Source organism: Bordetella genomosp. 6 (assembly GCF_002119705.1).
Classification (GTDB): domain Bacteria; phylum Pseudomonadota; class Gammaproteobacteria; order Burkholderiales; family Burkholderiaceae_B; genus Bordetella; species Bordetella bronchiseptica_F.
On record NZ_CP021107.1, the window covers coordinates 4,819,586 to 4,845,021 of the forward strand.

The 25,436-nt window shown below is 69.1% G+C and carries 24 protein-coding genes; 8 read left to right on the forward strand and 16 right to left on the reverse strand.

What is annotated here, in order from left to right; all coding sequences use genetic code 11:
• Positions 1-9: 9 nt before the first annotated feature.
• Positions 10-2,205 (forward strand): DUF1156 domain-containing protein, encoded by a 2,196-nt coding sequence (locus CAL11_RS22645; protein ID WP_086094340.1) that lies wholly within the window; start codon positions 10-12, stop codon positions 2,203-2,205.
• Between the two features lie 14 nt (positions 2,206-2,219).
• On the opposite strand, the gene CAL11_RS22650 is transcribed toward CAL11_RS22645, so the two are convergent.
• Both CAL11_RS22650 and CAL11_RS22655 read right to left on the reverse strand, forming a co-directional pair.
• Complete coding sequence (locus CAL11_RS22650; RefSeq protein WP_086094341.1) at positions 2,220-3,224, reverse strand: HindIII family type II restriction endonuclease; 1,005 nt, start codon at positions 3,222-3,224, stop codon at positions 2,220-2,222.
• A gap of 64 nt (positions 3,225-3,288) precedes the next feature.
• Entirely contained in the window at positions 3,289-3,858 is a 570-nt protein-coding gene (locus tag CAL11_RS22655; RefSeq protein ID WP_033465395.1) for a SecDF P1 head subdomain-containing protein, read from the reverse strand.
• A gap of 318 nt (positions 3,859-4,176) precedes the next feature.
• Between CAL11_RS22655 and thiC the strand changes: the two genes are divergently transcribed.
• The gene (thiC, locus tag CAL11_RS22660) at positions 4,177-6,090 is read left to right on the forward strand and encodes a phosphomethylpyrimidine synthase ThiC (protein ID WP_086094342.1); all 1,914 of its coding nucleotides are present in this window, start codon (positions 4,177-4,179) and stop codon (positions 6,088-6,090) included.
• Positions 6,091-6,178: 88 nt separating this feature from the next.
• On the opposite strand, the gene CAL11_RS22665 is transcribed toward thiC, so the two are convergent.
• The 6 genes from CAL11_RS22665 to gpmA all read right to left on the reverse strand — a co-directional run bounded on the left by CAL11_RS22665 (position 6,179) and on the right by gpmA (position 13,024).
• The gene (locus CAL11_RS22665) at positions 6,179-7,591 is read right to left on the reverse strand and encodes an FAD-binding oxidoreductase (RefSeq protein WP_086094343.1); all 1,413 of its coding nucleotides are present in this window, start codon (positions 7,589-7,591) and stop codon (positions 6,179-6,181) included.
• A gap of 16 nt (positions 7,592-7,607) precedes the next feature.
• Positions 7,608-8,303, reverse strand: coding sequence for a FadR/GntR family transcriptional regulator (locus CAL11_RS22670; RefSeq protein WP_086094344.1), 696 nt, complete (start codon positions 8,301-8,303; stop codon positions 7,608-7,610).
• 136 nt (positions 8,304-8,439) lie between these two features.
• Positions 8,440-9,234, reverse strand: a complete 795-nt coding sequence (locus tag CAL11_RS22675; protein WP_086094345.1) for a HesA/MoeB/ThiF family protein — start codon at positions 9,232-9,234, stop codon at positions 8,440-8,442.
• On the reverse strand, positions 9,231-10,676 hold the full coding sequence (gene cptA, locus CAL11_RS22680) for a protease CptA (RefSeq protein ID WP_033465405.1): 1,446 nt from the start codon (positions 10,674-10,676) through the stop codon (positions 9,231-9,233). Before cptA ends, CAL11_RS22675 begins: the two co-directional genes overlap by 4 nt.
• Before the next feature lie 26 nt (positions 10,677-10,702).
• Positions 10,703-12,268 (reverse strand): murein hydrolase activator EnvC family protein, encoded by a 1,566-nt coding sequence (locus CAL11_RS22685; RefSeq protein WP_086094346.1) that lies wholly within the window; start codon positions 12,266-12,268, stop codon positions 10,703-10,705.
• 3 nt (positions 12,269-12,271) lie between these two features.
• Positions 12,272-13,024: a 2,3-diphosphoglycerate-dependent phosphoglycerate mutase gene (gpmA, locus tag CAL11_RS22690; RefSeq protein ID WP_086094347.1), complete on the reverse strand. Its 753-nt coding sequence runs from the start codon at positions 13,022-13,024 to the stop codon at positions 12,272-12,274.
• Positions 13,025-13,175: 151 nt separating this feature from the next.
• On the opposite strand from gpmA, the gene CAL11_RS22695 reads away from it, so the two are divergent.
• From CAL11_RS22695 to CAL11_RS22715, 5 genes are read left to right on the forward strand one after another with little or no spacing between them, the layout of a single operon-like run.
• Positions 13,176-13,598, forward strand: a complete 423-nt coding sequence (locus CAL11_RS22695; RefSeq protein ID WP_068924610.1) for a rhodanese-like domain-containing protein — start codon at positions 13,176-13,178, stop codon at positions 13,596-13,598.
• Positions 13,599-13,631: 33 nt separating this feature from the next.
• The gene (grxC, locus tag CAL11_RS22700) at positions 13,632-13,892 is read left to right on the forward strand and encodes a glutaredoxin 3 (protein ID WP_033462751.1); all 261 of its coding nucleotides are present in this window, start codon (positions 13,632-13,634) and stop codon (positions 13,890-13,892) included.
• 53 nt (positions 13,893-13,945) lie between these two features.
• Positions 13,946-14,473 (forward strand): protein-export chaperone SecB, encoded by a 528-nt coding sequence (gene secB / locus CAL11_RS22705; RefSeq protein ID WP_033462752.1) that lies wholly within the window; start codon positions 13,946-13,948, stop codon positions 14,471-14,473.
• A 15-nt stretch (positions 14,474-14,488) separates the two neighbouring features.
• Positions 14,489-15,544 (forward strand): NAD(P)H-dependent glycerol-3-phosphate dehydrogenase, encoded by a 1,056-nt coding sequence (locus CAL11_RS22710; protein ID WP_086094348.1) that lies wholly within the window; start codon positions 14,489-14,491, stop codon positions 15,542-15,544.
• Positions 15,545-15,598: 54 nt separating this feature from the next.
• Entirely contained in the window at positions 15,599-16,594 is a 996-nt protein-coding gene (locus tag CAL11_RS22715; protein ID WP_086094349.1) for a Bug family tripartite tricarboxylate transporter substrate binding protein, read from the forward strand.
• A gap of 35 nt (positions 16,595-16,629) precedes the next feature.
• Here the strand turns inward: CAL11_RS22715 and CAL11_RS22720 are convergent, their stop codons facing one another.
• Both CAL11_RS22720 and CAL11_RS22725 read right to left on the reverse strand, forming a co-directional pair.
• Positions 16,630-17,100 carry a tRNA (cytidine(34)-2'-O)-methyltransferase gene (locus CAL11_RS22720; protein WP_033462755.1) on the reverse strand — a complete coding sequence of 157 codons (471 nt, stop codon included), beginning with the start codon at positions 17,098-17,100 and terminating at the stop codon, positions 16,630-16,632.
• Between the two features lie 76 nt (positions 17,101-17,176).
• On the reverse strand, positions 17,177-17,908 hold the full coding sequence (locus tag CAL11_RS22725) for a phosphoribosyltransferase family protein (RefSeq protein WP_347876362.1): 732 nt from the start codon (positions 17,906-17,908) through the stop codon (positions 17,177-17,179).
• A gap of 36 nt (positions 17,909-17,944) precedes the next feature.
• Here CAL11_RS22725 and CAL11_RS22730 point away from each other — a divergent pair, with 36 nt between their 5' ends.
• On the forward strand, positions 17,945-18,922 hold the full coding sequence (locus tag CAL11_RS22730; RefSeq protein WP_167382566.1) for a methyltransferase domain-containing protein: 978 nt from the start codon (positions 17,945-17,947) through the stop codon (positions 18,920-18,922).
• Positions 18,923-18,937: 15 nt separating this feature from the next.
• Here the strand turns inward: CAL11_RS22730 and CAL11_RS22735 are convergent, their stop codons facing one another.
• From CAL11_RS22735 to CAL11_RS22760, 6 genes are all read right to left on the reverse strand, one after another.
• Positions 18,938-20,179, reverse strand: a complete 1,242-nt coding sequence (locus CAL11_RS22735) for a YbdK family carboxylate-amine ligase (RefSeq protein ID WP_033462757.1) — start codon at positions 20,177-20,179, stop codon at positions 18,938-18,940.
• 348 nt (positions 20,180-20,527) lie between these two features.
• Complete coding sequence (locus CAL11_RS22740; protein ID WP_086094352.1) at positions 20,528-22,186, reverse strand: TRAP transporter large permease; 1,659 nt, start codon at positions 22,184-22,186, stop codon at positions 20,528-20,530.
• A 2-nt stretch (positions 22,187-22,188) separates the two neighbouring features.
• Positions 22,189-22,818 carry a TRAP transporter small permease subunit gene (locus CAL11_RS22745; protein WP_068924604.1) on the reverse strand — a complete coding sequence of 210 codons (630 nt, stop codon included), beginning with the start codon at positions 22,816-22,818 and terminating at the stop codon, positions 22,189-22,191.
• Positions 22,819-22,849: 31 nt separating this feature from the next.
• Complete coding sequence (locus CAL11_RS22750; RefSeq protein ID WP_033460097.1) at positions 22,850-23,623, reverse strand: ABC transporter permease; 774 nt, start codon at positions 23,621-23,623, stop codon at positions 22,850-22,852.
• Entirely contained in the window at positions 23,620-24,408 is a 789-nt protein-coding gene (locus CAL11_RS22755) for an ABC transporter ATP-binding protein (RefSeq protein ID WP_033460099.1), read from the reverse strand. The genes CAL11_RS22750 and CAL11_RS22755 overlap by 4 nt, the downstream gene beginning before the upstream one ends.
• A complete protein-coding gene (locus tag CAL11_RS22760; protein ID WP_033460101.1) occupies positions 24,405-25,433 on the reverse strand; it encodes an ABC transporter substrate-binding protein in 1,029 nt (342 codons plus the stop codon). The genes CAL11_RS22755 and CAL11_RS22760 overlap by 4 nt, the downstream gene beginning before the upstream one ends.
• Positions 25,434-25,436 lie beyond the last annotated feature (3 nt).

Below are 25,436 nucleotides of genomic sequence, written 5' to 3' on the forward strand. Positions count from 1 at the left end.
GCGAGATACATGCCGTCCCCCTCCCGCAAGCCCGCGGCGCCGCGCCGCGTCCGCCGACCCGCCGCCGCCCCCGTCCCGCGGCTGGCGCCGGTGGCCGGGCCGGGCCGGCTGATCGACGAAGGACTGTCGTTCTACGAAGCGTCGCTGGCCGGCAAGGCCGAACGCTACGGGCGCGGCGAAACGCCGCACACCATCCACGTATGGTGGGCGCGCCGCCCGCATTCGGCCATGCGCGCGCTGGTCTACGCCGCCTTGAGCGCGCCCGCCGACAAGCGCGCCGCGGCACGCCTGTCCGAACTGGGCGCCACGCCCGTGCCGCAGCCCGGGCTGCTGGCCGAGGCCGCCGCGGAGCTGGCCAGCCAGTACGGCGGCGCGCCGCGCGTGCTGGACATGTTCGGCGGCGGCGGCACGATTGCCTTCGAGGCGGCGCTGCTGGGTTGCGACGCCCACTCCATCGACGTCAATGAGCTCGCGGTATTCCTGCAGCAGGCCAACCTGACCTACGGCGCCACGCTGGACCATGGCCTGCTCAAGCAGCTGGCGCAGCGCCATGGCCAGGCGGTGCTGCAACGGCTGGCCCGGCGCACCGAGGCCCTGTATCCGCTGCGCGGCCGCCTGGCCAGCCAGGCGGAAAAGCCCATCGTCTACCTCTGGACCTACCGCCATCCCTGTCCGCAGTGCGGCTACGCCTATACGCTGTCGCGGCGGCCCTGGCTGTCGAAGAAGGCCGGCAAGGCGCTGGCCATGGTGGCGGCGCCCGGCCCCGATGGCGACGGCGTCGACATGGTGTCCCTGCCGGATGGCGAGCCGCCCCCATCCCGCTGGGCCGGACGCGGCGCGACGGCCTGCCCGCGCTGCGGCGCCGCCGCCACGCCCGGCATCGCCGACAGCGCCGACCATTGCGTGGCGGTGGTCACGTCGGCCGGCGTGGGCAAGCAATTCGCCCTGCGCGACGATGCGCTGCCCGAAGCCGCCCTGCTGCGCGAGCAGGAAGACGCGCTGCTGCGGCGCACCGGCCTGGCACTGCCCGCGACCACCCTGCCGGCCTGGTCGGGCATCGTCAACCCGGCGCTCTACGGCATGCGCGGCCACGCCGATCTGTTCAATCCGCGCCAGCGCCTGGTCACGCTGATGCTGCTGGAGGAACTGCTGGCCGAACATCGTGCGCTGCAGGCCGCGCATGGCGCCGATGTCGCGCGCTTCGTCAGCGCCGCGCTCAGCGGCCTGATCGACCAGATGGTGGATTGGAACTGCCGCCTGTCGATGTGGATTCCGCAGAACGAGCAGGTCGGACGCGCCTTCTGCGGCCCGGGCGTGGCCATGCTGTGGGACTATGCCGAGGTCGACCCGGTCGGCGCCGGGCCGGGCAACCTCCACGCCAAGCTGGAGCGCATCTGCGCCGGCATCGACGCGCTGGCGCTGCTGCGCCGGCCGGTGCAGGTGCAGCGCGCCTCGGCCGCCGCGCTGCCCTATCCGGACGACAGCTTCGACGCCATCGTCACCGACCCGCCCTATTACGACAATATTTTCTATAGCGTGCTGGCGGATTTCTTCTACGCATGGAAGAAACCGCTCATCGACGCCATCGAAGGCCGCCCAACCGCGCCGCCCCATGCGCCTACCGCCAACGGCGGCCATGACGAGCTGGTGGCCTCGCGGCAGCGCGCCGGTGGCAGCGCGCGCGCGGCCCACGACGAATACTGCACACGGCTGGGCCAGGCGCTGCGCGAAGCAGCCCGGGTGCTCAAGCCCGACGGCCTGCTGGCCTTCGTCTACAGCCATGCCTCGGTGCTGGGCTGGGCCGCCCTGGTGGCGGCCTTCCGCGCCGCGCCGTTCGCGATCAACAGCGTGCAACCGTTGAGCATCGAACGCAAGGCGCGCCCGCGCGCCATGACATCGGAGGCCGTCAATACCTGCACCACTTTCGTGGCGCGCCGCGCCCAGGCGCCCCGGCCGGTGCTGGCGCGCGCGGCGCTGCAGGCGCAGTTCGACGCCATCCTGCGCGGCGGCCTGCATCGCAGCCTGTTGCGGGCCGGCTGGCACGAGCACGATGCCGGCGTGGCGCTGATCGCCCAGGGCGTGGCCCTGCTGGCGAACTGCGCCGCCGTGGAAGACGCCGACACCGAGGCGCTGATCGCCGACATGGCCGGCCAGGTCAGCGCCCTGCTGCCAGGCTTCTCGATCAAGCAGCGCGCCTCGCTCTAGCGCGCGCCGCGCGCCTAGGCGCGCGCATCGTCCAGTTGCAGGGTCAGCTGGCGCTGAGCTCCGCGCATCAGGTCCACGCGGGCCTGGATCTTCTTGCTGACCAGCAGTTCCGCGATGGCCTGCTCGCGGCTGAGCCCGCGAATGCGCTGCGCCTCGGCGTCCCAGTGGGCGATCTCGTCGTCGAACTGGCGCTGCAGCAACTGGCGCCGCGCGGCGTAGCTGTCGCGCAGCGCCTGCTCGGACTGGCCCGCCAGGCGGGCCACCAGTTGGTTCAACCCATGCCAGTACTGGCGCGCCTCTTTCCAGGCCGCCGTCTCCAGGCCGGCGCGCGTGCCCGCGTACTCCCACAGCTGGCGATAATCGCGGCCGGGCTGGTGGTGCCGCACCAGGAATGCCAGCTGTTCGAACGACAGCAGCAGCACGTTGTTGTCGATCGCCTGCGCGTACAGCTGGCTGCGGCTCAGCGGATACTGGAACGACGGCGCCAGCAGCACCGAATAATCGGCGCTGTAGCCGGCGCCCTGGCGCCACTTCTTCAGCGACGGTACCTTGTAGTCCTTGGGATTGAGGGCCGTGCGGCTCAGGCGGAAGATCTTGCCATCGCCCACGATGCGCTGGTCGCCGCATTCCGCGTAAACGTCCGCGGCGTCGCTGCGTTCGGCCAGCACCCGGGCCTGGAAGCCGAGCTCGCCCAGCGCGCAAGCCAGCAGCACGTCGCTGTATTTGGCCAGCAGCTTTTCTTCCGACGAGTCATGGCCGATGCATTCGGAAATCACGCCGCCGTGCTGCAGGTGTTCGATGATCTGGTCGCGCGTGCAGGCGCGGATGGCCGCTTCCAGGCGGGCGCAACGCGCGGGAAAGTCGAGGGCGGCGTCGGCGCACAGGCGCACCACGGCCGCCACGACGCCATCGTGCAGCAAAGGATGGGGCAAGGGATGAGAAGTGGTAAGCATAGGGGGGCACTGTACAACACGCTTGCCGCCGCCATGGCGGGCCGCCCCACGGCTTCGCCCGCCCATGAAAAAGGCAGCCCCGCGAGGCTGCCCCGGTTGCGCCGGCCGGCCGCGAACGGCCGGCCCGGGCTCAAGGCTTGGGAGCCGGCGCGGCCGGTGCCGGTGCCGCCGGCGCGCCGGCCGCGGGTGCGCCGGAGTCGCCGCGGATCTTGGCGGCGATTTCCGAAGCCGCCTTGGCCGACGGCACGCCGAAGGCCAGCACGCCGCGATTCAGGGGTTCCGCGATGCGCGGGGCGGCGACCAGTTCGCGATCGATCACCAATGCCAGCATATTGCCGATATTCTTGCTGCTGATGTCATTCAGCTTGCGCGCGCCCGCCTCGGTGAAGCGCAGGCCCACGAAGTTCTGGCCCTGGCGGTCGACCAGCGCGGCGGCCTCGGTGAGGTCGGCGCGGGTCAGGACCGGCTGCCGTTGCATGTAGAGCGAACCATCCGGCACCTTGACTTCCATCAGGCCTTCGCCGGCCTTGGCCTGGGCCACGTAGAACTCGACCGACGCCGCGCTTGCCTGCTGCGAGGAAGCCTGGTCCGCCGGCGTGGCCGCCTGGCCGTCGGTCTTCTTGGACGCGGTGGTGCACCCGGCCAGCACCAGCGTGGAAAAAGCCAGCGTGTAAGCCAGTTTGCGAATGGTCAGTTGCATGATGGTTTCCTTCTTCAGTTTGCAGAGAGGCTGACGCGCCGGACGCACTGGCCACGGCGTTACAAAAAAGTGTACAGGTCCCCACGCAAGGCCGATAGTCGAGACTGCTTCCAGATGTAAAGACGCAATACGGCCTATACTCCAGGATCACGCAGGGGTACTCGCTGTCCCGCCTTCACGGCCGGCAGCGTGTTGAGAGAGTCCCTTCGTACCAGTACGGATAATGCCGATGCTGGGAGCGTATTCCAGATGCCGGCCCTCGCGCCAGCACGGAATCCATCCCGATTCGGCTCCAAACCTTCTTGATTGGAGCTTTCCATGAACGCGAACCCCAAGTTCCTGGCCGCCACCGCCGAGGTCGACGCCGCCGCCGTCGCGCCGCTGCCCAAGTCCCGCAAAGTCTACGAAACCGGCTCGCGCCCGGATATCCGCGTGCCGTTTCGCGAAATCGAGCAAGCCGACACGCCCACGATGTTCGGCGGCGAGAAGAACCCGCCCCTGACCGTCTACGATACCAGCGGCCCGTACACGGACCCGCAGGCCAGCATCGACATCCGCCGCGGCCTGCCGGCCCTGCGCCGGGCCTGGATCGAAGAGCGCGGCGACACCGAAGTGCTGGACGGCCCGACCAGCGACTACGGCAAGCAGCGCCTGACCGATCCGAAGCTGACGGCGATGCGTTTCGACCTGCAGCGCCCGCCGCGCCGCGCGCGCGCCGGCGCCAACGTGACGCAGATGCACTATGCGCGCCGCGGCATCGTCACGCCCGAAATGGAATTCATCGCGCTGCGCGAGAACCTGCGCCGCGAGCACTACCTGGAGACGCTGCGCGCCAGCGGCCCGGATGGCGAGAAACTGGCCAAGCGCCTGCTGCGCCAGCATCCGGGCCAGTCGTTCGGCGCCGCCATCCCGTCGGCCATCACGCCCGAGTTCGTCCGCGAGGAAGTCGCCCGCGGCCGCGCCATCATCCCAGCCAACATCAACCACCCGGAAATCGAACCGATGATCATCGGCCGCAATTTCCTGGTGAAGATCAACGCCAACATCGGCAACTCGGCCGTCAGCTCCGGCATCGGCGAGGAAGTCGAGAAAATGACCTGGGCGATCCGCTGGGGCGGCGATACGGTCATGGACCTGTCGACCGGCAAGCACATCCATGAAACGCGCGAATGGATCATCCGCAATTCGCCGGTGCCGATCGGCACGGTGCCGATCTACCAGGCGCTGGAGAAGGTCGACGGCAAGGCCGAGGAGCTGACCTGGGAAATCTTCCGCGACACGCTGATCGAGCAGGCCGAGCAGGGCGTGGACTACTTCACGATCCATGCGGGCGTGCGCCTGCCCTTCATTCCCATGACGGCCGACCGCATGACCGGCATCGTCTCGCGCGGCGGCTCGATCATGGCCAAGTGGTGTCTGGCGCACCACAAGGAGAGCTTCCTTTACGAGCGCTTCGAGGAAATCTGTGAAATCATGAAGGCCTACGACGTCAGCTTCTCGCTGGGCGACGGCCTGCGCCCCGGCTCGGGCTACGACGCCAACGACGAGGCGCAGTTCGCCGAGCTCAAGACCCTGGGCGAGCTGACCCAGGTGGCCTGGAAGCACGACGTGCAGGTCATGATCGAAGGCCCCGGCCACGTGCCGATGCAGATGATCAAGGAAAACATGGAACTGCAGCTCAAGCACTGCGACGAGGCGCCGTTCTATACCCTGGGCCCGCTGACCACCGACATCGCGCCCGGCTACGACCACATCACCTCCGGGATCGGCGCGGCCCTGATCGGCTGGTACGGCACGGCCATGCTGTGCTACGTGACGCCCAAGGAGCACCTGGGCCTGCCCAACAAGAAGGACGTCAAGGACGGCATCATCACCTACAAGATCGCCGCCCATGCCGCCGACCTGGCCAAGGGACATCCGGGCGCGGCCATCCGCGACAACGCGCTGTCGAAGGCGCGCTTCGAGTTCCGCTGGGACGACCAGTTCAACCTGGGCCTGGATCCGGACACCGCCAAGGAGTTCCACGACGAGACCCTGCCCAAGGACTCGATGAAAGTGGCGCACTTCTGCTCGATGTGCGGGCCGCATTTCTGCAGCATGAAGATCACGCAGGACGTGCGCGACTATGCCGCCGCACAGGGCGTCAGCGAAAAGGACGCGCTGCAGCAGGGCATGCAGGAAAAGGCGGTGGAGTTCGTCAAGAAGGGCGCCGAGGTCTATCACCGGACCTGAGCCCCGGGCAGGGCCCGGTTCGGACAACGGGCGCCCCGCGGGGCGCCCGTCCGGCAAATCGACGGCCGCCGCCCGCGCGCGGGCGAGGCTACAGCAGCTTGCCCGGATTCATGATCCCGGCCGGATCCAGCACCCGCTTGATCTCGCGCATCAGGCGCAGCTCCAGCGGATCCTTGCTCTGCAGGAAGTGATCGCGCTTGAGCTGGCCGATGCCATGCTCGGCGCTGATGCTGCCGCCATAGCGCAGCACTTCGTCGAGCACCAGGTCGGTCACGGCATCGCCCTGCTCGGCCGCCCACTCGCGCGGCGCGCCGGCCGGACGCGACAGGTTGTAGTGCAGGTTGCCGTCGCCGAAATGGCCGAAGATGAACGGCCGGATATCCGGATAGCGCTCGCGCACGCGCGCCTCGGCCGTTGCCATGAATTCGGGAATGCGCTCGATCGGCAGCGACACATCGTGCTTGAGGTGCGGCCCGTCGGCGCGCTGCGCCTCCGAGATTTCCTCGCGCAGTCGCCAAAGCGTCTGCAATTGCGCCAGCGAAGCCGAGACGGCCGCATCCAGGCACAGCTCGCGCTCCAGCGCCGCGCCGATCACCTCCTCGACCAGGGCATTGAGCGCGGCCTCGCCGATCGTGTCGGCCAGCTCGACCAGCACGTAGGCGGGATAGCGCTGCGCGAACGGCTCGTGCAGGCCGTCGACGTGCGTGAGCACCAGATCCAGGCAATCGCCGCTGAAATACTCGAAGGCCTGCAGGCGCGCGCCGCATTGCTCGAACAGCAGTTCGTACAGCTGCAGCGCCTGGCGCGGCGACTCCACCGCCGCCAGCACCACCGTACGCGTATCGGCGCGCGGAAACAACCGCAGCGCCACGGCGGTGATCACGCCCAGCGTGCCTTCCGAGCCGATCAGCAATTGCTTGAGGTCGTAGCCGGTGTTGTCCTTGCGCAGCGTGCGCAGCCCATGCAGGATTTCGCCGTTGGGCAGCACCGCCTCCAGGCCCAGCACCAGTTCGCGCGCCATCCCGTAGCGCACCACGTTGACGCCGCCGGCATTGGTGGCGACGTTGCCGCCGATCTGGCTCGAATCCTCGGCCGCCAGCGACAGCGGCAGCAGGCGGTTGGCGTCCTGGGCGGCGCGACGCAGGTTGCCCAGGATGCAGCCGGCCTCGGCCACCATGGTGTTGGCCACGGTATCCAGCGCACGGATCGCGTTCATGCGCTCCAGGCTGAGCACCACGTTGGCCTGCGCGGCATCGGGCGTGGCGCCGCCGCACAGGCCGGTATTGCCGCCGCGCGGCACCACCGGCACGCCCGCCTGCTGGCACAGCGCCAGGCAGCGCGCCACCTCGTCGGTCGTGCGCGGCCGCACCACGGCCTGGGCCTGGCCGCGGTAGATGCCGCGCCAGTCGCTCAGCCAGGGCTCGATATCGGCCGGGCTGGTCACCACCACGTCGGCGCCCAGCGCCTGGGTCAATCGTTGCGGGAATTCGGATGCGCTCATGTTCGGGGCCGCACGGTCAAAGGTTCATGTCGAGCTGCAGGCGCGCCGCCGCGCCCAGCAGATGGTGTTGCGCCGCCGCGCGCGCCGCCTCGGGCTGGCCGCGTTCGATGGCGCGGTAGATCGCCAGGTGTTCCTCGTGCACCGCGTGCACGGGGTCGCCCTGGCGCCGCGTATTGGCGCGCGCGGTCTCCACCGCCTGGCGCAATTGCAGGTTGAGATATTGCAGCAACTGCAGGTAATAGGGGTTGGCGGTCGCCGTGGCGATGGCCACGTGGAAACCGACGTCGTGGGCCACGCCCTGCTCGGGCTCGATGGGCTCGCGCTGCAGCGCCTGCAGGGCCTGCCGCATGCGGTCGAGGTCCGCGGCGCCGCGACGGCGCGCCGCCAGCGCGGCCGCCCCGCCCTCGAGCTCCATGCGCAGCTCGTACACCCGCGCCAGATGCGCGCGGTCCAGGCCGCCCGCGGGCACCTGGAAACCGCCGGCCGGGGTGCGGGCCACCACCGTGCAGCCCGAGCCCTGCCGGCTTTGCACCAGGCCCTGCGCACGCAGGCGCTCGGTCGCCTCGCGGATGACCGCGGCGCTCACGCCGTATTGCTGCGCCAGCGCGCGCCCGGTCGGCAGCTTGGCGCCGACGGCATAGTCGCCATCGGCGATGGCGCGGGCCAATTGGCCGGCGACCTGGTCGGTAAGCGTGGGAGTGGGCTGAAGCATGGCGGAATTATAGGCCGATTTATCAGGTTATATGAAAACTTTTCGGACAGTATGGACGGATTGGCGCGCCGCCGCGGCGGCGCATGCCCGTCATCGAAGCAAGGGGTGGCGGCCGTGGCCGCCGGATGCGCGCCGGCTAGGCGCAGTGCGCCGCGTCGCCGCGCGCATGCTCGGCGGCGTGCCCGCCCTGCCCGCACACCGCGCAATCGGGATCGCGCGGCACGTTGACGCTATGCCATTGCATGCTGCGCACGTCCAGCTGCAGCAGGCGCCCGGCCAGGCTCTGGCCGATGCCGGCCAGCAGCTTCAGGGCCTCGGCGGCCTGCACGCTACCGATGATGCCCACCAGCGGCGCGAACACGCCGGTGGTGGCGCAGCTGAGTTCCTCGACATCGTCGGCCTCGGGGAACAGGCAGTGATAGCACGGCGCCTGCGCATCGCGCAGGTCATACACGCTGACCTGGCCATCGAAGCGGATGGCCGCCCCCGACACCAGCGGCTTGCGGTGCCGTACACAGGCGCGGTTGATGGCGTGGCGGGTGGCGAAGTTGTCCGAGCAGTCCAGCACCACGTCGGCCTGCGCCACGGCGGCATCCAGGGCGGCGCCGGCCAGGCGCTCGACGCGCGCCTCCACCTGCGTTTCCGGATTGAAGCGGGCCAGCATGTCGCGGCCCGACTCGGCCTTGGCGCGGCCCACGCTGTCGCTGGCGTGCAGGATCTGGCGCTGCAGGTTGCTGAGTTCGACCACGTCGTCGTCGACCAGCGTGATGTGTCCCACGCCGGCCGTGGCCAGGTAAAGCGCGGCCGGGCAGCCCAGGCCGCCCGCGCCGATGATCAGCACACGCGCCGCCAGGAACCGCTCCTGCCCCTCGATACCGAGTTCGTCGAGCAGGATATGGCGGGCGTAGCGCAGCAGCTGCTGGTCGTTCATTTGCTCTTGGCGGGCTCCACACCAGTCGGCGTGATCGTCATGCGCTGGGTCTTGCCTTCGCTGGGTTTGATGTCGGCCTTGGCCTGCGCACGGGCCGAACCTTTCTGCACCGGCTTGCCGGCCAGCAGGTTCAGCGCCTGCTGCAGCTGGAAGTCGTCCTTGCCGCCGAACTCGAACGCCTTGCCGGCCACTTCGGTGCTGTCGTCGTTGTTCGACTTGACCTCCGCGTCGGGGCTTTGCTGGTTCGACAGGTGGCGCTGCAGGTCGGCTTCGCGCGGCAGGCGGAACAGGTCGCCATCGGCGGTATCGGCCACGACGTAGTCGGGTTCGATGCCGGTGGCCTGGATCGAACGGCCGCTGGGCGTGAAGTAGCGCGACGTGGTCAGCTTGACCGCCGTGCTTTCGCTCAGCGGCAGGATGACCTGCACCGAGCCCTTGCCGAACGTGCGGTTGCCCAGCACCTTGGCGCGCTTGTGATCCTGCAGCGCGCCCGCCACGATCTCGGAGGCGGAAGCCGAACCCACATTGACCAGCACCACCATCGGCACGGTCTTGACCCAGCCCGGCAGGTCGTTGAGGTAATTGCCCTCGCCGCGCGCGTATTCGCTGGGCGTGGCGCGGTACTTGTGGCGTGAATCGGGCGTACGGCCGTCGGTCGACACCACCAGGGCATCGGGCGGCAGGAACGCGCCGGCCACGCCGATGGCGCTGGTCAGCAAGCCGCCCGGATCGTTGCGCAGGTCCAGCACCAGGCCCTTGGGCGCGCCCTTGGCGCCGAGGTCCTTCAGATGGCGCGCCAGATCGGGACCGGTCTTCTCCTGGAACTGCGCGATGCGCAGGTAGGCCACGTTGTTGTCCAGCATCTTGCTGCGCACGCTGCGCACCTTGATGATGTCGCGCACGATCTTGACCACGATGGGCTGCGGCCGGTCGGCGCGCATGATCGTCAGCGTGATGGGCGACTTGGGCGCGCCGCGCATCAGCTTGACCGCGTCGTTGAGCGACATGCCCTTGGTGGGCGTGTCGTCGATCTTGATGATCAGGTCGCCCGCCTGGATGCCGGCGCGCGCGGCCGGCGTGTCCTCGATGGGCGAGATGACTTTCACGAAGCCGTCTTCGGCGCCGACCTCGATGCCCAGCCCGCCGAACTCGCCCTGCGTGGCCGTCTGCATTTCGCGGAAAGCGTCGGCGTCCAGGTAGGCCGAGTGCGGGTCCAGGTTGGACACCATGCCGGAGATCGCGTTGCCGATCAGCGTCTTGTCGTCGACCGCCTCGACATAGTTGTTCTTGATGGCCGCGAACACATTGCTGAGCTGCCGCAGTTCATCGAGCGGCAGGGGACTGCCGCGCTGCGCGACCGCGGACACGCCCACGCTCAGCAGGATGCCCGCCACCGCACCGATGGCTACCAGACCGAAACCACGAAACTTGCGAGTGCTCATGCACACTTCCCGATATTGATGCCGGATTATTGGGCCAGCCACTGGGCCGGGTCCACCGGTGCGCCACGATGGCGAATTTCAAAGTATAGGCCCGATTCCACTTGGCCGCCGGTCGCGCCTACCGTAGCAATAGTATCGCCTGCCGCCACCCGGTCGCCCACCCGTTTGAGCAGGCTCTGGTTGTAAGCGTATACCGTCAGGTACTGCTGTCCATGGTCGACAATGATGAGATTGCCAAAACCCCTCAGCCATTCGGCGTAGACCACCGTGCCGGGGGCCACCACCTTGACCGGCGTGCCCTCGGCGGTGCGCAGCACCAGCCCGCGCCACACGCCGCCATCGGGGCGGTCGACGCCGAAGCGGCCCTGGATCGTTCCGCGTACCGGCATCGGCAACCCGCGCCGCAGGCCATTGCCCCCGCCAGCCGGCGCGGCGGACGCCGTACGGGTGGGCGCGGCCTCGCGCGGCGCCGGTTCGGCCGGCTCGGCGCGGGCCGCCGGACGGGTTTCGCGGCGCGGCGCGGCCTGCGGATCGACCAGCCGGCCGCCCTCGACCTGGCGCAGGCCGGCGGCATCGGGATCGGCCAGCGCCACCGGGCCACGCTCCTGGCGGGCGGCAGCCTCGGCCTGCTCGCGCGCGGCGGCGGCGTCGCGCGCCTCGGCATCGCGCGCCTGCTGCGCCTGGCGGGCCGTCTCGGCCTGGCGCCGGGCGTCGGCCTCGCGGGCCGCGGCGGCCTGGCGAGCCGCTTCCTGCTGGCGCGCCGCCTCGGCGCGGCGCGCCGCCTCAGCCTGGCGGGCTTCCTCTTCCTTGCGGCGGGCCTCTTCGGCGGCGCGCCGGCGGGCATCTTCCTCCGCCTGGCGCGCGATGGCGCTTCCCAGGTCGTCGATCAGGTGCGACAGCCGCTGGTCGTCGCGGCCCAGCTTGCCGGCCTCGGCGCGTTGCGCCGCAATCTGTCCCTCTAATTTCGCCAACAGGGTGGCGCGGGTTTTCTGCTGTTCGACCAGCGCCGTCTTCTGGCTGGAAGTCTCGGCCACCAGCGTCTGGATATCGTCGCGGCGGGCATCGGCCTGCTGCTGCAGCGCCGCCAGCCGGGCGATATCCTGGCGCAGCGCATGCACCGCCTGCGCACGGGCGCGCGACACATAGTCCAGGTAGCCCAGGTTGCGGCCCAGCTGCTGCGGGTCGTCGCCCGACAGCAGGGCCGTCCAGGGCGACAGGCCGCTGGTGTACTGGGTGCGCAACTGGTCGGCCAGCTCGGCGCGGCGCTTTTGCAGCACCGCCTGCTGCGCCGCCACCTGCTTTTCCAGGCTGGCGAGTTCGGCTTCGGCCTTGTGGCTGGCCTCGCCCAATTCACGCAGCCGGAGATTGATGCGCGAAATGGCTGATTCGGATTCCTTCAACGCGTCGGCGGCCTCCTTGCGGGCGGCCTCGCGCGTGTCGATCTCTTTCTGCAGCGCGTCGATGCGGTCGCGCAGCGCGGCCTGCTGTCGTTCGGCTTCGGACTGGCGGCCCGCCAGGTCCGAAACCGCCCAGGCCGCCGGTGGCGCCACCGCCACCGCCGCCCACACCAGCAAACCCGCCGCGACCCGCATGAATCAGTCCTTTTTCGCCTTGCCCTGCGCCGCCACGGCAGCCATCGCCGCCTCGATCTCGGCGGCATCGCCCAGATAATAGTGGCGAATCGGCTTCAGGTCCTCATCCAATTCATACACCAGGGGCTGACCGGTCGGAATATTCACACCCACGATGTCATCATCGGAAACATTGTCGAGGTGCTTGATCAGCGCGCGCAGGCTGTTGCCATGCGCGGCCACCAGGACACGGCGGCCGGCGCGGATGGCCGGGGCGATCGACTCGTTCCAGAACGGCAGCACGCGCGCCACCGTATCCTTCAGGCATTCGGTGGCCGGCAGCTGGTCGGCCGGGATCTTGCCGTAGCGGCCATCGAAGCGCGGATGGCGCGGGTCGTCCAGGTCGAGCGGCTCCGGCGCGATCGCGTAGGCGCGGCGCCAGATCAGCACCTGCTCGTCGCCGTACTTGGCGGCGGTCTCGGCCTTGTTCAGGCCTTGCAGCTGGCCGTAGTGGCGCTCGTTCAGGCGCCAGTTGATGCCCACCGGGGTATACATGGCGTCCATGGCGTCCAGGGCGATCCAGAGCGTGCGGATGGCGCGCTTGAGCACCGAGGTATAGGCCAGGTCGAAGGCGTAGCCTTCGCGCTTGAGCAATTCGCCCGCCTTGCGGGCCTGCTCGCGGCCGGTTTCGGTCAGGTCCACATCGGTCCAGCCCGTGAAACGATTTTCCAGGTTCCACTGGCTTTCGCCGTGGCGCATCAGAACAAGTTTGTACATGGTGTAGGCCGCAACCTGAGCGGGTTAAAGTTGAACAATGCGGTCATTTTATAATTGACTGGTTTTTCTCTGCTTTTCCCCCTGGCCCGCCCTGTTTCGCGGCGCGGCCGGGCCGTCGTTTCCAGGCTCGCGCCGCCCCATAGGATGCCCCGTGGATTTACTGCAATTCTTGATCGATAAAAACAACGTCTTCATCGTCGCCGTGGCCGTGGTCTCGGGCATCATGCTGATGCTGCCGGCCCTGCGCAAGGGCCGCGCCGGCGCCGCGGTGGGTACGTCCGAAGCCATCCAGATGGTCAACCAGCGCCAGGCCGTCTGGGTCGACGTACGCCCGGCCGAGCAGTTCCAGGCCGGCCACATCGCGCAGGCCCGCAGCCTGCCCGCCGCCGACCTCGAGAAAAAGGCCGGCGCGCTGCCCAAGAACAAGCCCCTGATCGTCGTGTGCGAACAGGGCCGCGACGCGGCGCGCATCGCCGCGCGCCTGCGTTCGCAAGGTTTTGCCGAAGTGTCGGTGCTCGAGGGCGGCATGCGCGCCTGGTTTGCCGCCGGCCTGCCGGTCACCCAGAAAGGCTGAGTGCCCGCCATCCCATCCCCACCCGGAGCCACCATGCAGAAAGTAGTGATGTACAGCAAGGACTATTGTCCCTACTGTGCGCGCGCCCTGGCGCTGCTCAAGCAGCGCGGCGTCGCCGATCTCGAAATCATCCGTATCGACCAGGATCCCTCGCAACGCGACATCATGATCGAGCGCACCGGCCGGCGCACGGTCCCGCAGATTTTCATCGGCGAGACCCATGTCGGCGGGAGCGACGACCTGCAGGCGCTGGACCGCTCAGGCGGCCTGCTCCCGCTGCTCAACGGCGGCTGAAGGCGCTTGCCGCGCCGCCATTCCACTCGTTTTTCATTCACCCGGAAATTCTCATGGCTGATCAGGACCAAACCAACCAGCAAGCGGGCTCGGACGCGCCCTCGTTCAATCTGCAGCGCGTCTACCTGAAGGACTTGTCGCTGGAAATGCCCAATGCGCCGCACGTGTTCCTGGAACAGGAAGCGCCGCAAGTCGAGGTCAGCATCAACGTGGGCGGCCAGCGCCTGGCCGAGACCGTGTTCGAGTCCACCGTGACCGTCACCGTCACCACCCGCGTCAACGACAAGGTGCTGTACCTGGTCGAGGGCACCCAGGCCGGCATTTTCGAACTGGCCAACATCCCGGCCGAGCAGATGGACCCGCTGCTGGGCATCGTGTGCCCCACCATGCTGTACCCGTACCTGCGCGCCAACGTGGCCGACGCCATCACGCGCACCTCGCTGCCGGCCCTGCACCTGGCCGAAGTCAATTTCCAGGCCCTGTACGAGCAGCGCCTGGCCGAAATGGCCGAGCAGCAATCGGGCGCCGCCAACAGCAACGACTCGGGCATCATCCTGCCCCCGGGCGCCACGCGCCAGTAAGTCCGCGGCCAAGCCATGAGCCAAGCACGCCCCGCCACGCTGCGCGTCGCCGTGCTGGGCGCCGGCAGCTGGGGCACCGCCCTGGCTGCCGCGGCCAGCCGGCGCCACCCCACCGTCCTGTGGGCGCGCGATGGCGCCCAGGCGCAGGCCATGGCGGCCCGGCACGAAAACACCCGCTACCTGCCTGGCGTGGCGCTGCCGCCCGCCCTGCAGGTCAGCGCCGACCTGACGCAGGCGCTCACGCACCTGGCGCAGGATCCCGCCCACGCCCTCATCATCCTGGGCGTGCCGGTCGCCGGCATGACGCCGCTGTGCACCGAACTGGCCGCCCGCCTGCCCGCCCTGGGGCTGCAGGCCGTGCCGCTGGTATGGACCTGCAAGGGCTTCGAGGAGCAGACCGCGCGCCTGCCCCATGAAACCGTGCAGGCCGCGCTGGGCGCCATGCCCGGCCTGGCCGCCGGCGTCCTTTCGGGCCCCTCGTTCGCGCGCGAGGTCGCGCAGGGGCTGCCCGTGGCCCTGACCATCGCCAGCGACTCATCGGCCGTGCGCGACGCCGTCACGACCGCCCTGCACGGCGCGGCCGTGCGCATCTACGCCAGCACCGATGTGGTCGGCGTCGAAGTCGGCGGCGCGCTCAAGAACGTCATTGCCGTGGCCTGCGGCATCTGCGACGGCCTGGCGCTGGGCACCAACGCCCGCGCCGCGCTGATCACCCGCGGCCTGGCGGAGATGGCGCGCTTTGGCGCCGCGCTGGGCGCGCAGCAGGAAACCTTCGCCGGCCTTACCGGCCTGGGCGACCTGGTGCTGACCGCCACCGGCGAGCTGTCGCGCAACCGGCGGGTCGGGCTGGAAATCGGCGCCGGCCGCAAGCTGGCCGACATCCTGGCCAGCGGCATGACCGCCGAGGGCGTACGCTGCGCGCGCGCCGCGCTCGACCGCGCCCGCGCGCTGAACATCGAATTGCCGATCACCGAGGCGGTCTGTGCCGTGCTGTTCGAGGGACTGTCGCCCATGACCGCAGTATCGGCCCTGCTGGCGCGCGAGGCGCGCCCCGAAAGCCCGACGCCATAACGCCCGCACGCCCGAAAACCGTCCGTATCGCCCTGAGAACCGAGGAGTCCTTTCATGCTTGAACGCCTTGCCCAGGCTGGCCGCCTGCTGCGCCGTCTGTGCGCCCCGCTGGCCATCGCCGCCCTGCTGCCCGCCGCCGCCCACGCCGCCTGGCCCGAACGGCCCATCCATCTTGTGGTGCCGTTCCCGCCGGGCTCCTCGCCCGACCTGCTGGCGCGCACCATCGCCGAGCCGCTGTCGCAGGCGCTGCAGCAATCCATCGTGATCGACAACAAACCGGGCGCCGGCGGCAATATCGGCACCCGCATGGTGGCGCAGGCAAAGCCGGACGGCTACACCCTGCTCTACACCATCAACGGCCCGCTGGTCACCGCCCCGACCCTGTACAAGCGCACGCTCGGCTATGACCCGCTGAAGGACCTCGCGCCGGTCACGCTGGTGGCCACCAGCCCCAATGTGCTGACGGTGCCGGCCAGCCTGCCCGTCGACAACGTGCAGGACTTCGTCAAGCTGGCGCGCGAGCGCGCCGGCGCGCTGAATTATGGTTCGGTCGGCCCCGGCAGCTCGGCCCACCTGGCCATGGAAATGTTCAAGCACGAGGCCGGCATCGACCTCACGCAGATCCCGTACCCGGGCTTTCCGCAGGTGATCACGGCCATCATCGGCGGCGACGTGCACGCCGGTTTCATGGTGCCCGCCATCGCCATGCCGCACGCGCGCGACGGCAAGGTCAAGACGCTGGCCGTCACCAGCCTGGAGCCCAGCGACGCGCTGCCCGGCATTCCGACCATGGCCTCGCAGGGCTATCCCGGCTTCGAGGCCATTTCCTGGAACGCCATCCTGGCCCCGGCCGGCACGCCAGCGCCCATCATCGAGCGCCTGAACCGCGAACTGGCCACCATCATCGACAGCGACGCGGTGCGCAAGCAGCTGGCCGTGCAGTACTTCACGCCCGCCCCGTCCAGCCCGCAGGCGCTGACCGAACGCATCCAGGCTGAAAAAGCGCGCTGGGACCAGGTGATCGGGCGCTTGAACCTGTCGCTGGACTGAGCAGGCATCGCGGCATCCGGCGCGGCCGCCCCCCCTCAGATACTGCCGGCGTAACCCAGCTGGCGCCAGGCCTCGAACACCGTCACCGCCACCGCGTTGGACAGATTGAGGCTGCGCTGGCCCGGCCGCATGGGCAGCCGCAGTTGCTGGGCCGGCCCGAACAGCGCCATGTGCGCCTCGGACAGCCCGGCGGTTTCACGCCCGAAGACGAACACATCGCCCGCCTGGAACGCCATTTCGGCCAGGCTGGCGGACGCGCGCGTGGTCAGCGCAAAAATGCGCGCCGGCGCCGCCCCGGTAGCCGCCAGCGCCTGCGGCAGCGTGTCGTGCACCTGCACCGGCTGCCACTCGTGATAATCCAGTCCGGCGCGCCGCAGGCGCGCATCGTCCAGCTCGAACCCCAGCGGGCGCACCAGATGCAGCTGCGCGCCGGTATTGGCGCACAGGCGTATCGCATTGCCCGTGTTGGGCGGGATTTCCGGACAGACCAGGACGACGTGAAACATGGCGGGATGGGCGCGCGGACACCGCGTGCATGACGGGAAAACCGCCATTTTGCCAGCCTCGGCCGCGGCCAGGCCCTCAGCCATGGGAGGCCGGCGTGCGCGCCGCGGCCAGCACGATGACGCTGCCGGCGCCGGCGGCCAGCAGGGCGCGCGCGGCGCCATGCGCGGTGGCGCCCGTGGTGACCACATCGTCGACCAGGGCCACGGTGGCGCCAGCCGGCAGCGGCAGGGCGCGCCACCGGCCCGTGGCGCCCCTGAGCCGATCGCGGCGGCCGCGCAGCGTTTGCCTGCCGGCAAGCGCGCGGGCCGGGCGCAGCTGGGTCCGTGCCAGCGGCCAACCCAGGCGCGCGGCCAGCGCGGCCGCCAATTCCGCCGCCGGGTTGAAGCCGCGCAGGCGCAGCGACGCCGCGCTGGCCGGCACGGGCACCAGCAGGCAGGGGCCGCGCAACGGCGGATCGGCCTGCCGGATCGCGCGCAGCATCAGGTCGGCCAGCGCCAGGGCCAGCACGTGCCGGCACGCGGTCTTGTAACGCGAGATCAGCCCGCGATAGGGCCCGGCGTAATCGAGCGCCGCCACCACGCGCCGATAGGCGGGCCGCAGGCGCAGGCAATCGGCGCAATGGCGCGCCCGCGGCGCCAGGCGCACCGCGCAGCGGAGGCAGCGCGGCGTGGCCGGCCCCAGGGCCGCCATGGCCTCGGCGGCGCAGGGCTCGCACAGGCGGCCGCCGGCGGCGCGCAGGCCGCAAAGCGGGCAGTCCGACGGCAGCCGGGCAAGCCAGCGCCGCGAATGCGCAATAATGTGGGTCATGGGTCGCCAAGCTCCCGCGATGCGGGCCCGCGCCCGATGGCCCTGATCACATCATGCTTGCCCGCGCCCGTGGGCGGCACCGCGATACAAATGTCCTTGCCTTCTTCCCTGCCTCCGCTTCCCATCCTGGCCGCCGACGTGGTGCGCCAGTTCTCCCGCCGCGGCGATCTCGCCGAGGCCCAGTTCCTGTATGGCGAAGTGGCGCAGCGCATGATGGGCCGGCTGCGCTATATCAGGCTGCAACCGGCCGCGCTGCTGGACGCCGGCTGCGGCGCGGGCGCCAGCCTGCCGCTGCTGCGCGACCGCTTCCCGAACGCCGCCTATACCGGACTGGACGCCGCCGAGCCGCTGCTGGCCCACGCGCGCCAGGCCTGGGCGCCGGGCGGCGTGGCGGCCTGGCTGGGGCGCCTGGCCCAGCGCGGCAAGCCCGCCGTCTCCTTCGTGCGCGCCGACCTGGCCGCCACCGGGCTGCCGCCCGAGCAGCTGGACCTGGTGTGGTCCAACCTGGCACTGCACTGGCATCCCGAGCCGCACGCGGTCCTGGCCGAATGGCGCCGCATCCTCAAGGTAGGCGGGTTGGCGATGTTTTCCTGCCTGGGCCCGGCAACGCTGCGCGAGCTGCGCGAGGCGCTGGCCGACGCCGGCCTGCGCACGGCCACGCCGACCTTCGTGGACATGCACGATTTTGGCGATCTGCTGGTCGAGAACGGTTTTGCCGATCCGGTGATGGACCAGGAAACCCTGACGCTGACCTACGAAACCCCTCAGCGCCTGCTGGAAGACGTGCGCGCCCTGGGCGGCAACCCGGCGCGCGGCCGGCGCGCCGGCCTGGTCGGCCGCGCCTGGCTGGATCGCCTGCACGCGGCGCTGGAAGCGCGGCGCGGCCCGCAAGGGCGCATCAGCCTGAGCATCGAAGTGGCCTACGGCCACGCCTGGCGGGCGCCGGCGCGGCGCGCCGCGCCCGGCGAAACCCATCTCTCGGTCAGCGCCATCGGCGGGCGCCGGGCGGGCTGAGGCCGCCAGCCTGCGTCAGTGCAGGCGCTCGGCCCAGCCGGGCAGCGGATCGCCCTGCGGCGTACTCAGGGCGCACACGCCTCCCACCGGCTCGGAAGTCGCGCGGATACGCCGCCGCACCGCCGACGGCGGTGTGTCCTGGACAGCCTGGCCGCGCCAGTTTTGCGCCATGGACTCGACCAGCAGGGGCAGTTCGCGCACCTTGAGGAACTGGCCGCGCAGCCAGCGCGCATCGTTGCCATTGCGCAGGATCTCGTCGCGCAGGGCCTGCAGCATGTCGCCGGTGCCCAGTTCTTCGGCCACCGGCGCCAGCCGGTCGAACAGTGCGCGCAGGTGGTCCACCAGCCGCACGCGCTGCCCGTCGGGGGTGACGTAGCTGCCGTGCAGGCCGAAACGGCAGGCCTGGAAATGGTTGCTGCGATAGGCCAGCCAGGCCTGCTGGCCGGGCTCGGGGTCGCGCGCCACCTGTACCGCCAGCGCCTGCGCGAAGGCGGCCAGCTGGCAGGCCCGCTCGACGGTCAGCGGCGTGTCGCAGACCCGGATTTCGACCGTGCCGTACTCGGGCTTGGGCCGGATGTCCCAGTACAGGTCCTTGATGCTCTCGGCCAGGCCGCTGGCGCGCAACTGGGCCAGGTGAGCCTCGAAACGGTACCAGTCGGTCACGTCGGCGGGCATGTGGCCGGCCAGCGGGAAGCTGTTGACCGCGTTGAGGCGGCAGCACGAAAACAGGGTGTCCACGCCTTCGCAATAGGGCGAGGCGGCCGACAGGGCGATGAAATGCGGCACATACGGCGACAGCCCGCGCACCATGCGCACCGCCGCGTCGCCGGAGGGCACGCCCAGGTGGATATGCTGGCCGAATACCGTGAACTGGCGCGCCAGGTAACCGTACATCTCGGCCAGGTACTGGAAGCGCGGCGTATCGGAAATGGCGCGGTCCTGCCAGCGCATGAAGGGGTGGGCACCACCGCCCGTGACGCCAACGCCGACCGCGTCGGCGGCTTCGCAAAGGACATCGCGCATTTCGCGCATTTCGGCCAGCAAGCCGGCCGGGTGCTCGTGCACCGAGGAATTCAGCTCGATCATCGACCGGGTGATTTCGGGTTTGACCCGATCGGCGATGGGATGGTTGGCCAACTGGGCCAACAACTCGTCCGACGCGGCAGCCAAGTCAAAGCTGCGGGGATCGACCAACTGCAATTCGAGCTCGATACCCAAGGTGTTGGGGGCTGACGAAACGAAGGGGATCTGTTCCATCTCCGACTCCTTGCGTGTTCTTTCGATTGAGGGAACGCGCCATTCGGCTTTGAAGCCCGGAAACTGCCCGGGGAGCACTCGACGGCGTCTTATGAAGGCATGATAGCCGCAACTTTGTGGCAAGAAGATTGAAATTCGTGACATTTATGCGCAACATCATGAATCGGAGATTTTTTACCTGTGACAGTCATGTGAGCAAACACTCACACTCAAGTACTGGCGCGGACGAGCGGGCAGCGAGGCACGCAAAGGGCCGCGTAGCGCGGCCCTTGGGGGATCAGGGGAAACCCGCATCGAGGGTTTTCCCTTAGACAAAACAGGCGTTACCAAACGCCCGGCGGGTAACCACTATTTGAATGGCGTGGCGTCGCCTCCCCCGTATACGCTGCCGCCGTACCCCCCCTCCACGTCGATCTTCACGCTGGCCGGATCGACGGTGGACTGGCCGCCCTTGTAGTGCATGACCATGCCGGGAAAGAGCATGACGGCGGCCACCATGAACAGCTGGATCACGATGAACGGCACCGAGCCCCAGTAGATCTGGCCGGTGGTGACCGGCTGGATGATCTTGCCGGTGATCTTGTCCTTGTAGGCGTCCTTGGGCGCGACCGAGCGCAGGTAGAACAGCGCAAAGCCGAACGGCGGGTGCATGAACGAGGTCTGCATGTTCACCGCCAGGATGATCCCGAACCAGATCAGGTCGATGCCCATCTTGTCGGCCACCGGGCCCAGCAGCGGCACGATGATGAACGCCAGCTCGAAGAAGTCCAGGAAGAACGCCAGCACGAAGGTCAGCACGCTGACCACGATCAGGAACCCCCACTCCCCGCCCGGCAGCCCGATCAGCAGGTGCTCGACCCACAGGTCGCCGTTGACGCCGCGGAAGGTCAGCCCGAACACCGTCGAGCCCACCAGGATGAACACCACGAAGCACGACAGCTTGGTGGTCGTGTCCATCGCCTGCTTGAGCAGGTCCAGCGTCAGCCGCCGGCGGATCAGCGCCATGATGATCGCCCCGACCGCCCCCATCGCCCCGCCCTCGGTGGGCGTGGCCACCCCGATGAAGATCGTGCCCAGCACCAGGAAAATCAGGAACAGCGGCGGGATCATCACGAAGGTCACCCGCTCGGCCAGCGCCGAGAGCATCCTCAGGCGAAACACCTTGTTGGCGATCGCGATCACGAACGCCGTCAGACCCCACAGCAGCAGGCTCACCACCACCTGCTCATCGACCGGCGCCGTGTCGTTCTCCAGCCACTGGCCCAGCACGTAGGCCGACAGCGAGGAGATCAGCATCAGCACCAGCAGCGAACGCCCCCCGCGCGAGCCGTTGGGCTCGCGAAACGTGCGCGCCTCCTCGGGCAGCGCCGGCGCCGCCGAGGGCTTGATCAGCGAGACGATCACGATGTAGGCGATGTACAGCCCCGCCAGCACGAACCCCGGCACCATCGCCGCGCGGTACATGTCCCCGATCGAGCGGCCCAGCTGGTCGGCCAGGATGATCAGCACCAGCGAGGGCGGAATGATCTGCGACAGCGTGCCCGAGGCCGCGATCACCCCGCTGGCCAGCCGCCTGTCATACCCGTAGCGCAGCATGATGGGCAGCGAAATCAGCCCCATCGAGATCACCGAGGCCGACACCACGCCGGTGGTCGCCGCCAGCATCGCGCCCACGAACACCACCGCGATCGCCAGCCCCCCGCGCAACGGACCGAACACCTGGCCGATCGTCTCGAGCAGGTCCTCGGCCATGCCCGATCTCTCCAGCACCAGCCCCATCAGGGTAAAGAACGGCACCGCCAGCAGCGTGTCGTTGGAAATAATGCCGAACACCCGCTGCGGCAACGCCTGGAACAGCGCCGGGCTGAGCAGGTCCAGCTCGATGCCCACCAGACCATACAGAATCCCGTTGGCCGCCAGCGCGAACGCCACCGGAAAACCCAGCAGCAGAAACAGCACCAGCGTCGCAAACATGATCGGCGCCAGATTGGCTATCAGAAACTCCATGATCAGCGGCCTTCGTTGTTATGACGTTGTTGTTGGGCGGCCGACTCGCGCTCCAGCGCTTCGCGGGCAATCTCCTCGGCCAGCAGCTCCTCGGCGCTCTTGCTGCCCTCGCGCGCGGTCGGGTCCGGACACAGTCCGCGCAAAAACCCGATGCACTTGATCAGGTGCGACAGCCCGGCCAGCACCAGCAGCGCAAACCCCACCGGAATCAACAGCTTGACCGGCCAGCGAATCAGCCCGCCCGAGTTCGACGACAGCTCCCCGCTCAGGTACGAATCCATGAACACCGGCCACGACAGCACCATGATCAGGGTGCACGCCGGCAGCAAAAAGAACACCACCCCGAAGATCTCGATCCAGATCTGCTTGGAGCGCGGCAGCCGCGAGGACAGAATGTCCACCCGCACGTGTTCGTTCTTCAGCAGCGTGTAGCCCGCGGTCAGCAGGAACATCGCGCCGAACATGTACCACTGCAACTCCAGCCAGGCGTTCGAACTGGTATGAAACACCTTGCGCACCACGGCGTTGCCGGCACTGACCAGCACCACCAGCAAGGTGACCCACGTCACGGCCCGGCCGACCCGCAGGTTCAGCGCGTCTATGCCGCGCGATAAGGCAAGCAATGCCTGCATGTATTCCCCGATATAAGTATGAAAAACCTGCTCAATGGCCCTCGACGGGCGTGCGCCACGGCGTGGCCTTGCGCTCGAACCACACCAGCAGCGCAAACAGGGCCATGCCCATGACCGCCAGCACCGTCAAGGCGGCGAACACCCGCACGGTGTCGAAGGTGCCTTGCGCGCTCATGATCACGTAGCCCAGCCCGCGCTGGGAGGAAACGAACTCGCCGACGATGGCGCCCACCAGCGCCAGCGACACGGCGACCTTCATGCCGGTCACGATGGACGGCAAGGCGCCGGGCAGGCGCACCTTGAAGAAGAAATCGCGCCGCGACCCTTTGAGCACGCGCCCCAGGTCCAGCACGTCCTGCGGCACCGACTTCAGGCCATGCACGGTGTCGACGATGACGGCGAACACGGCGATCAGGAAGGCAATGGCGATCTTGGGTTCGGCCCCGGTGCCCAGCCAGATGACAAACAGCGGCGCGATCGCCACCTTGGGCACGCTGTTGAGCGCCACGATCAGCGGGTACAGGAAACTCTCGCACCAGCGCGAACTGACCAGCATCACGGCGATCAGCACCCCGCCCACCACCGCGACCGCGAAGCCGGCCACGGTGGTCATCAGCGTGTACCAGGCCTGGTCGGCATACCAGCGCCATTCCGCGGCCAGCTCCAGCGCCACCTGCGAAGGCAGCGGCAGCATGATGGGCCGCACCTCCAGCGCCCGCCCCAGCCCTTCCCACAGCAGCAGGAACACCGCCAGCGATACGACGCCCGCTGCCGCGTGCAGGCATTTGCGACCCGTGGCTGTCATGACGCACGCCCTCCTTCGTCGATCAGGCCCATCTGCTCGAACAGGCCGCGTATATGTCGCACATACCGGCCGAACTCGGCCGTCTCGCGCACCGCCAGCGGGCGCGGACGCGGCAGGTCGATGCGGATGGTCTCGAGCACCCGTCCGGGACGCGGCGAGAACACCATCACTTCGTCGCCCAGGAACACCGCCTCGGCGATGCCGTGCGTGACGAACATCACGGTATTGCGGGTTTCCATCCAGATGCGCTGCAGTTCCACATTCATCTGGTCGCGCGTCAGGGCGTCCAGCGCGCCGAACGGCTCGTCCATCAGCAGCAGCGCCGGGTCGTCGACCAGCGCGCGGCAGATGGCGGCGCGCTGGCGCATACCGCCGGACAGTTCGCGCGGATAGTTGTCGGCGAACGCCGCCAGGCCCGTCAACCGCAGCAGCGCGTCGACCTTGTCGCGGTAGCGCGCCACCGGCTTGCCGGCGAATTCCACCGGCAGCAGGATGTTGCGGCGAATGTTGCGCCATTCAAGCAGGGCATCGCGCTGGAACACCATGCCTATGCCGTCCGGCGGTCCTTTGACGGGTTGGCCGGCCACGCGCAGTTCGCCCTCGCTGATCGTCTCCAGGCCGGCCACGCAACGCAGGAAAGTGCTTTTGCCGCACCCGCTGGGGCCAAGAATGCTCACGAAACGGCCCGCCGGCACATCGACCGAAATGGTTTCCAGCGCCTGCACGCCGCGTTCGCCGGGGTACTTCTTGCGCACCCCGGCCGCGCTGACCGCCGCCACGCTCACGGTTTCACCAGCGCGTCGTAGCGTTGCGGCCGGACCAGGTCCGGCACGTAGAAATCGGCCGCCTTGGCCTCGGCGCGCACCAGGCCCACCGAGGACAGCGTCTTGACCGCCTGCTCCCAGTCGGCCGGCACCGGCGCGCCCACGCGCTGGCCGGCCGCCAGGCCGAAGTAGCCGCGCAAGGCGTCGATCTGGCCGCGCAGCACCGTGCGGTCCAGGCGCGCCTGCGGCCGCTGCGCCAGGATGGCCGACACGGCCTCGTCCTCGTGGCCCGCGTAGATGTATTCCCAGGCGCGCGCGCTGACGCTGGCAAAGCGTCCGATGGCCTCGCCGCGCTCGCGCAGCTTGTCTTCGCTGGCGAACAGCCCGAAGCTGGGCATGTCCAGGCCGAAGTCGGCAAAGCGCACGGCCCGCGACGGGCGTTTCTGCGATACCACGGGCAGGAAGAACGGAATGGTCGAGAACGCCGCGTCGGCGCGGCCCACCGCATAGGTGGAGGCCTTGCTGGCGGCATCGACGTTGATCAGTTCCAGATCGCTTTTCTTCAGCTTGCCGCGCGCCAGGAACGCATCGATGAACGGCGCCTCGAGCGAGCCGGCGGTATAGGCCACCTTGCGTCCCTTGAGCTGCTCCGGCCCGTCGATGCCGGAATCGTCCGGCACCAGCAGGCCGATGTCGCTGTGGCGGGCGAACACGGCCACCGCCTTGACCGGCAGCCCTTTGTCGCGCGCGATCATCATCGACGCCAGGGCGGCATGCCCCAGGTCGAAGCGGTCGCTGCCGCCCACGATCTGCACCGTCGTGACCGAGCCGTTGCCGTCCTCCAGCGTGACGTCCAGGCCCGCCTGCTTGTACCAGCCCTTCTGCTGCGCCAGGTGAAAGGCCGCCTGCACGCCCCAGGGCGTCCAGTCCAGCCGCACCCGCAGCGGCTCGGGCGCCTGCGCGCCGGCCGTGCCCGCCGCCGCCAGCAGGGCGATACTGCCCACGGCCTGGCGCCACCACTTACCGATTGCCTTCTGCATCTCCATCCC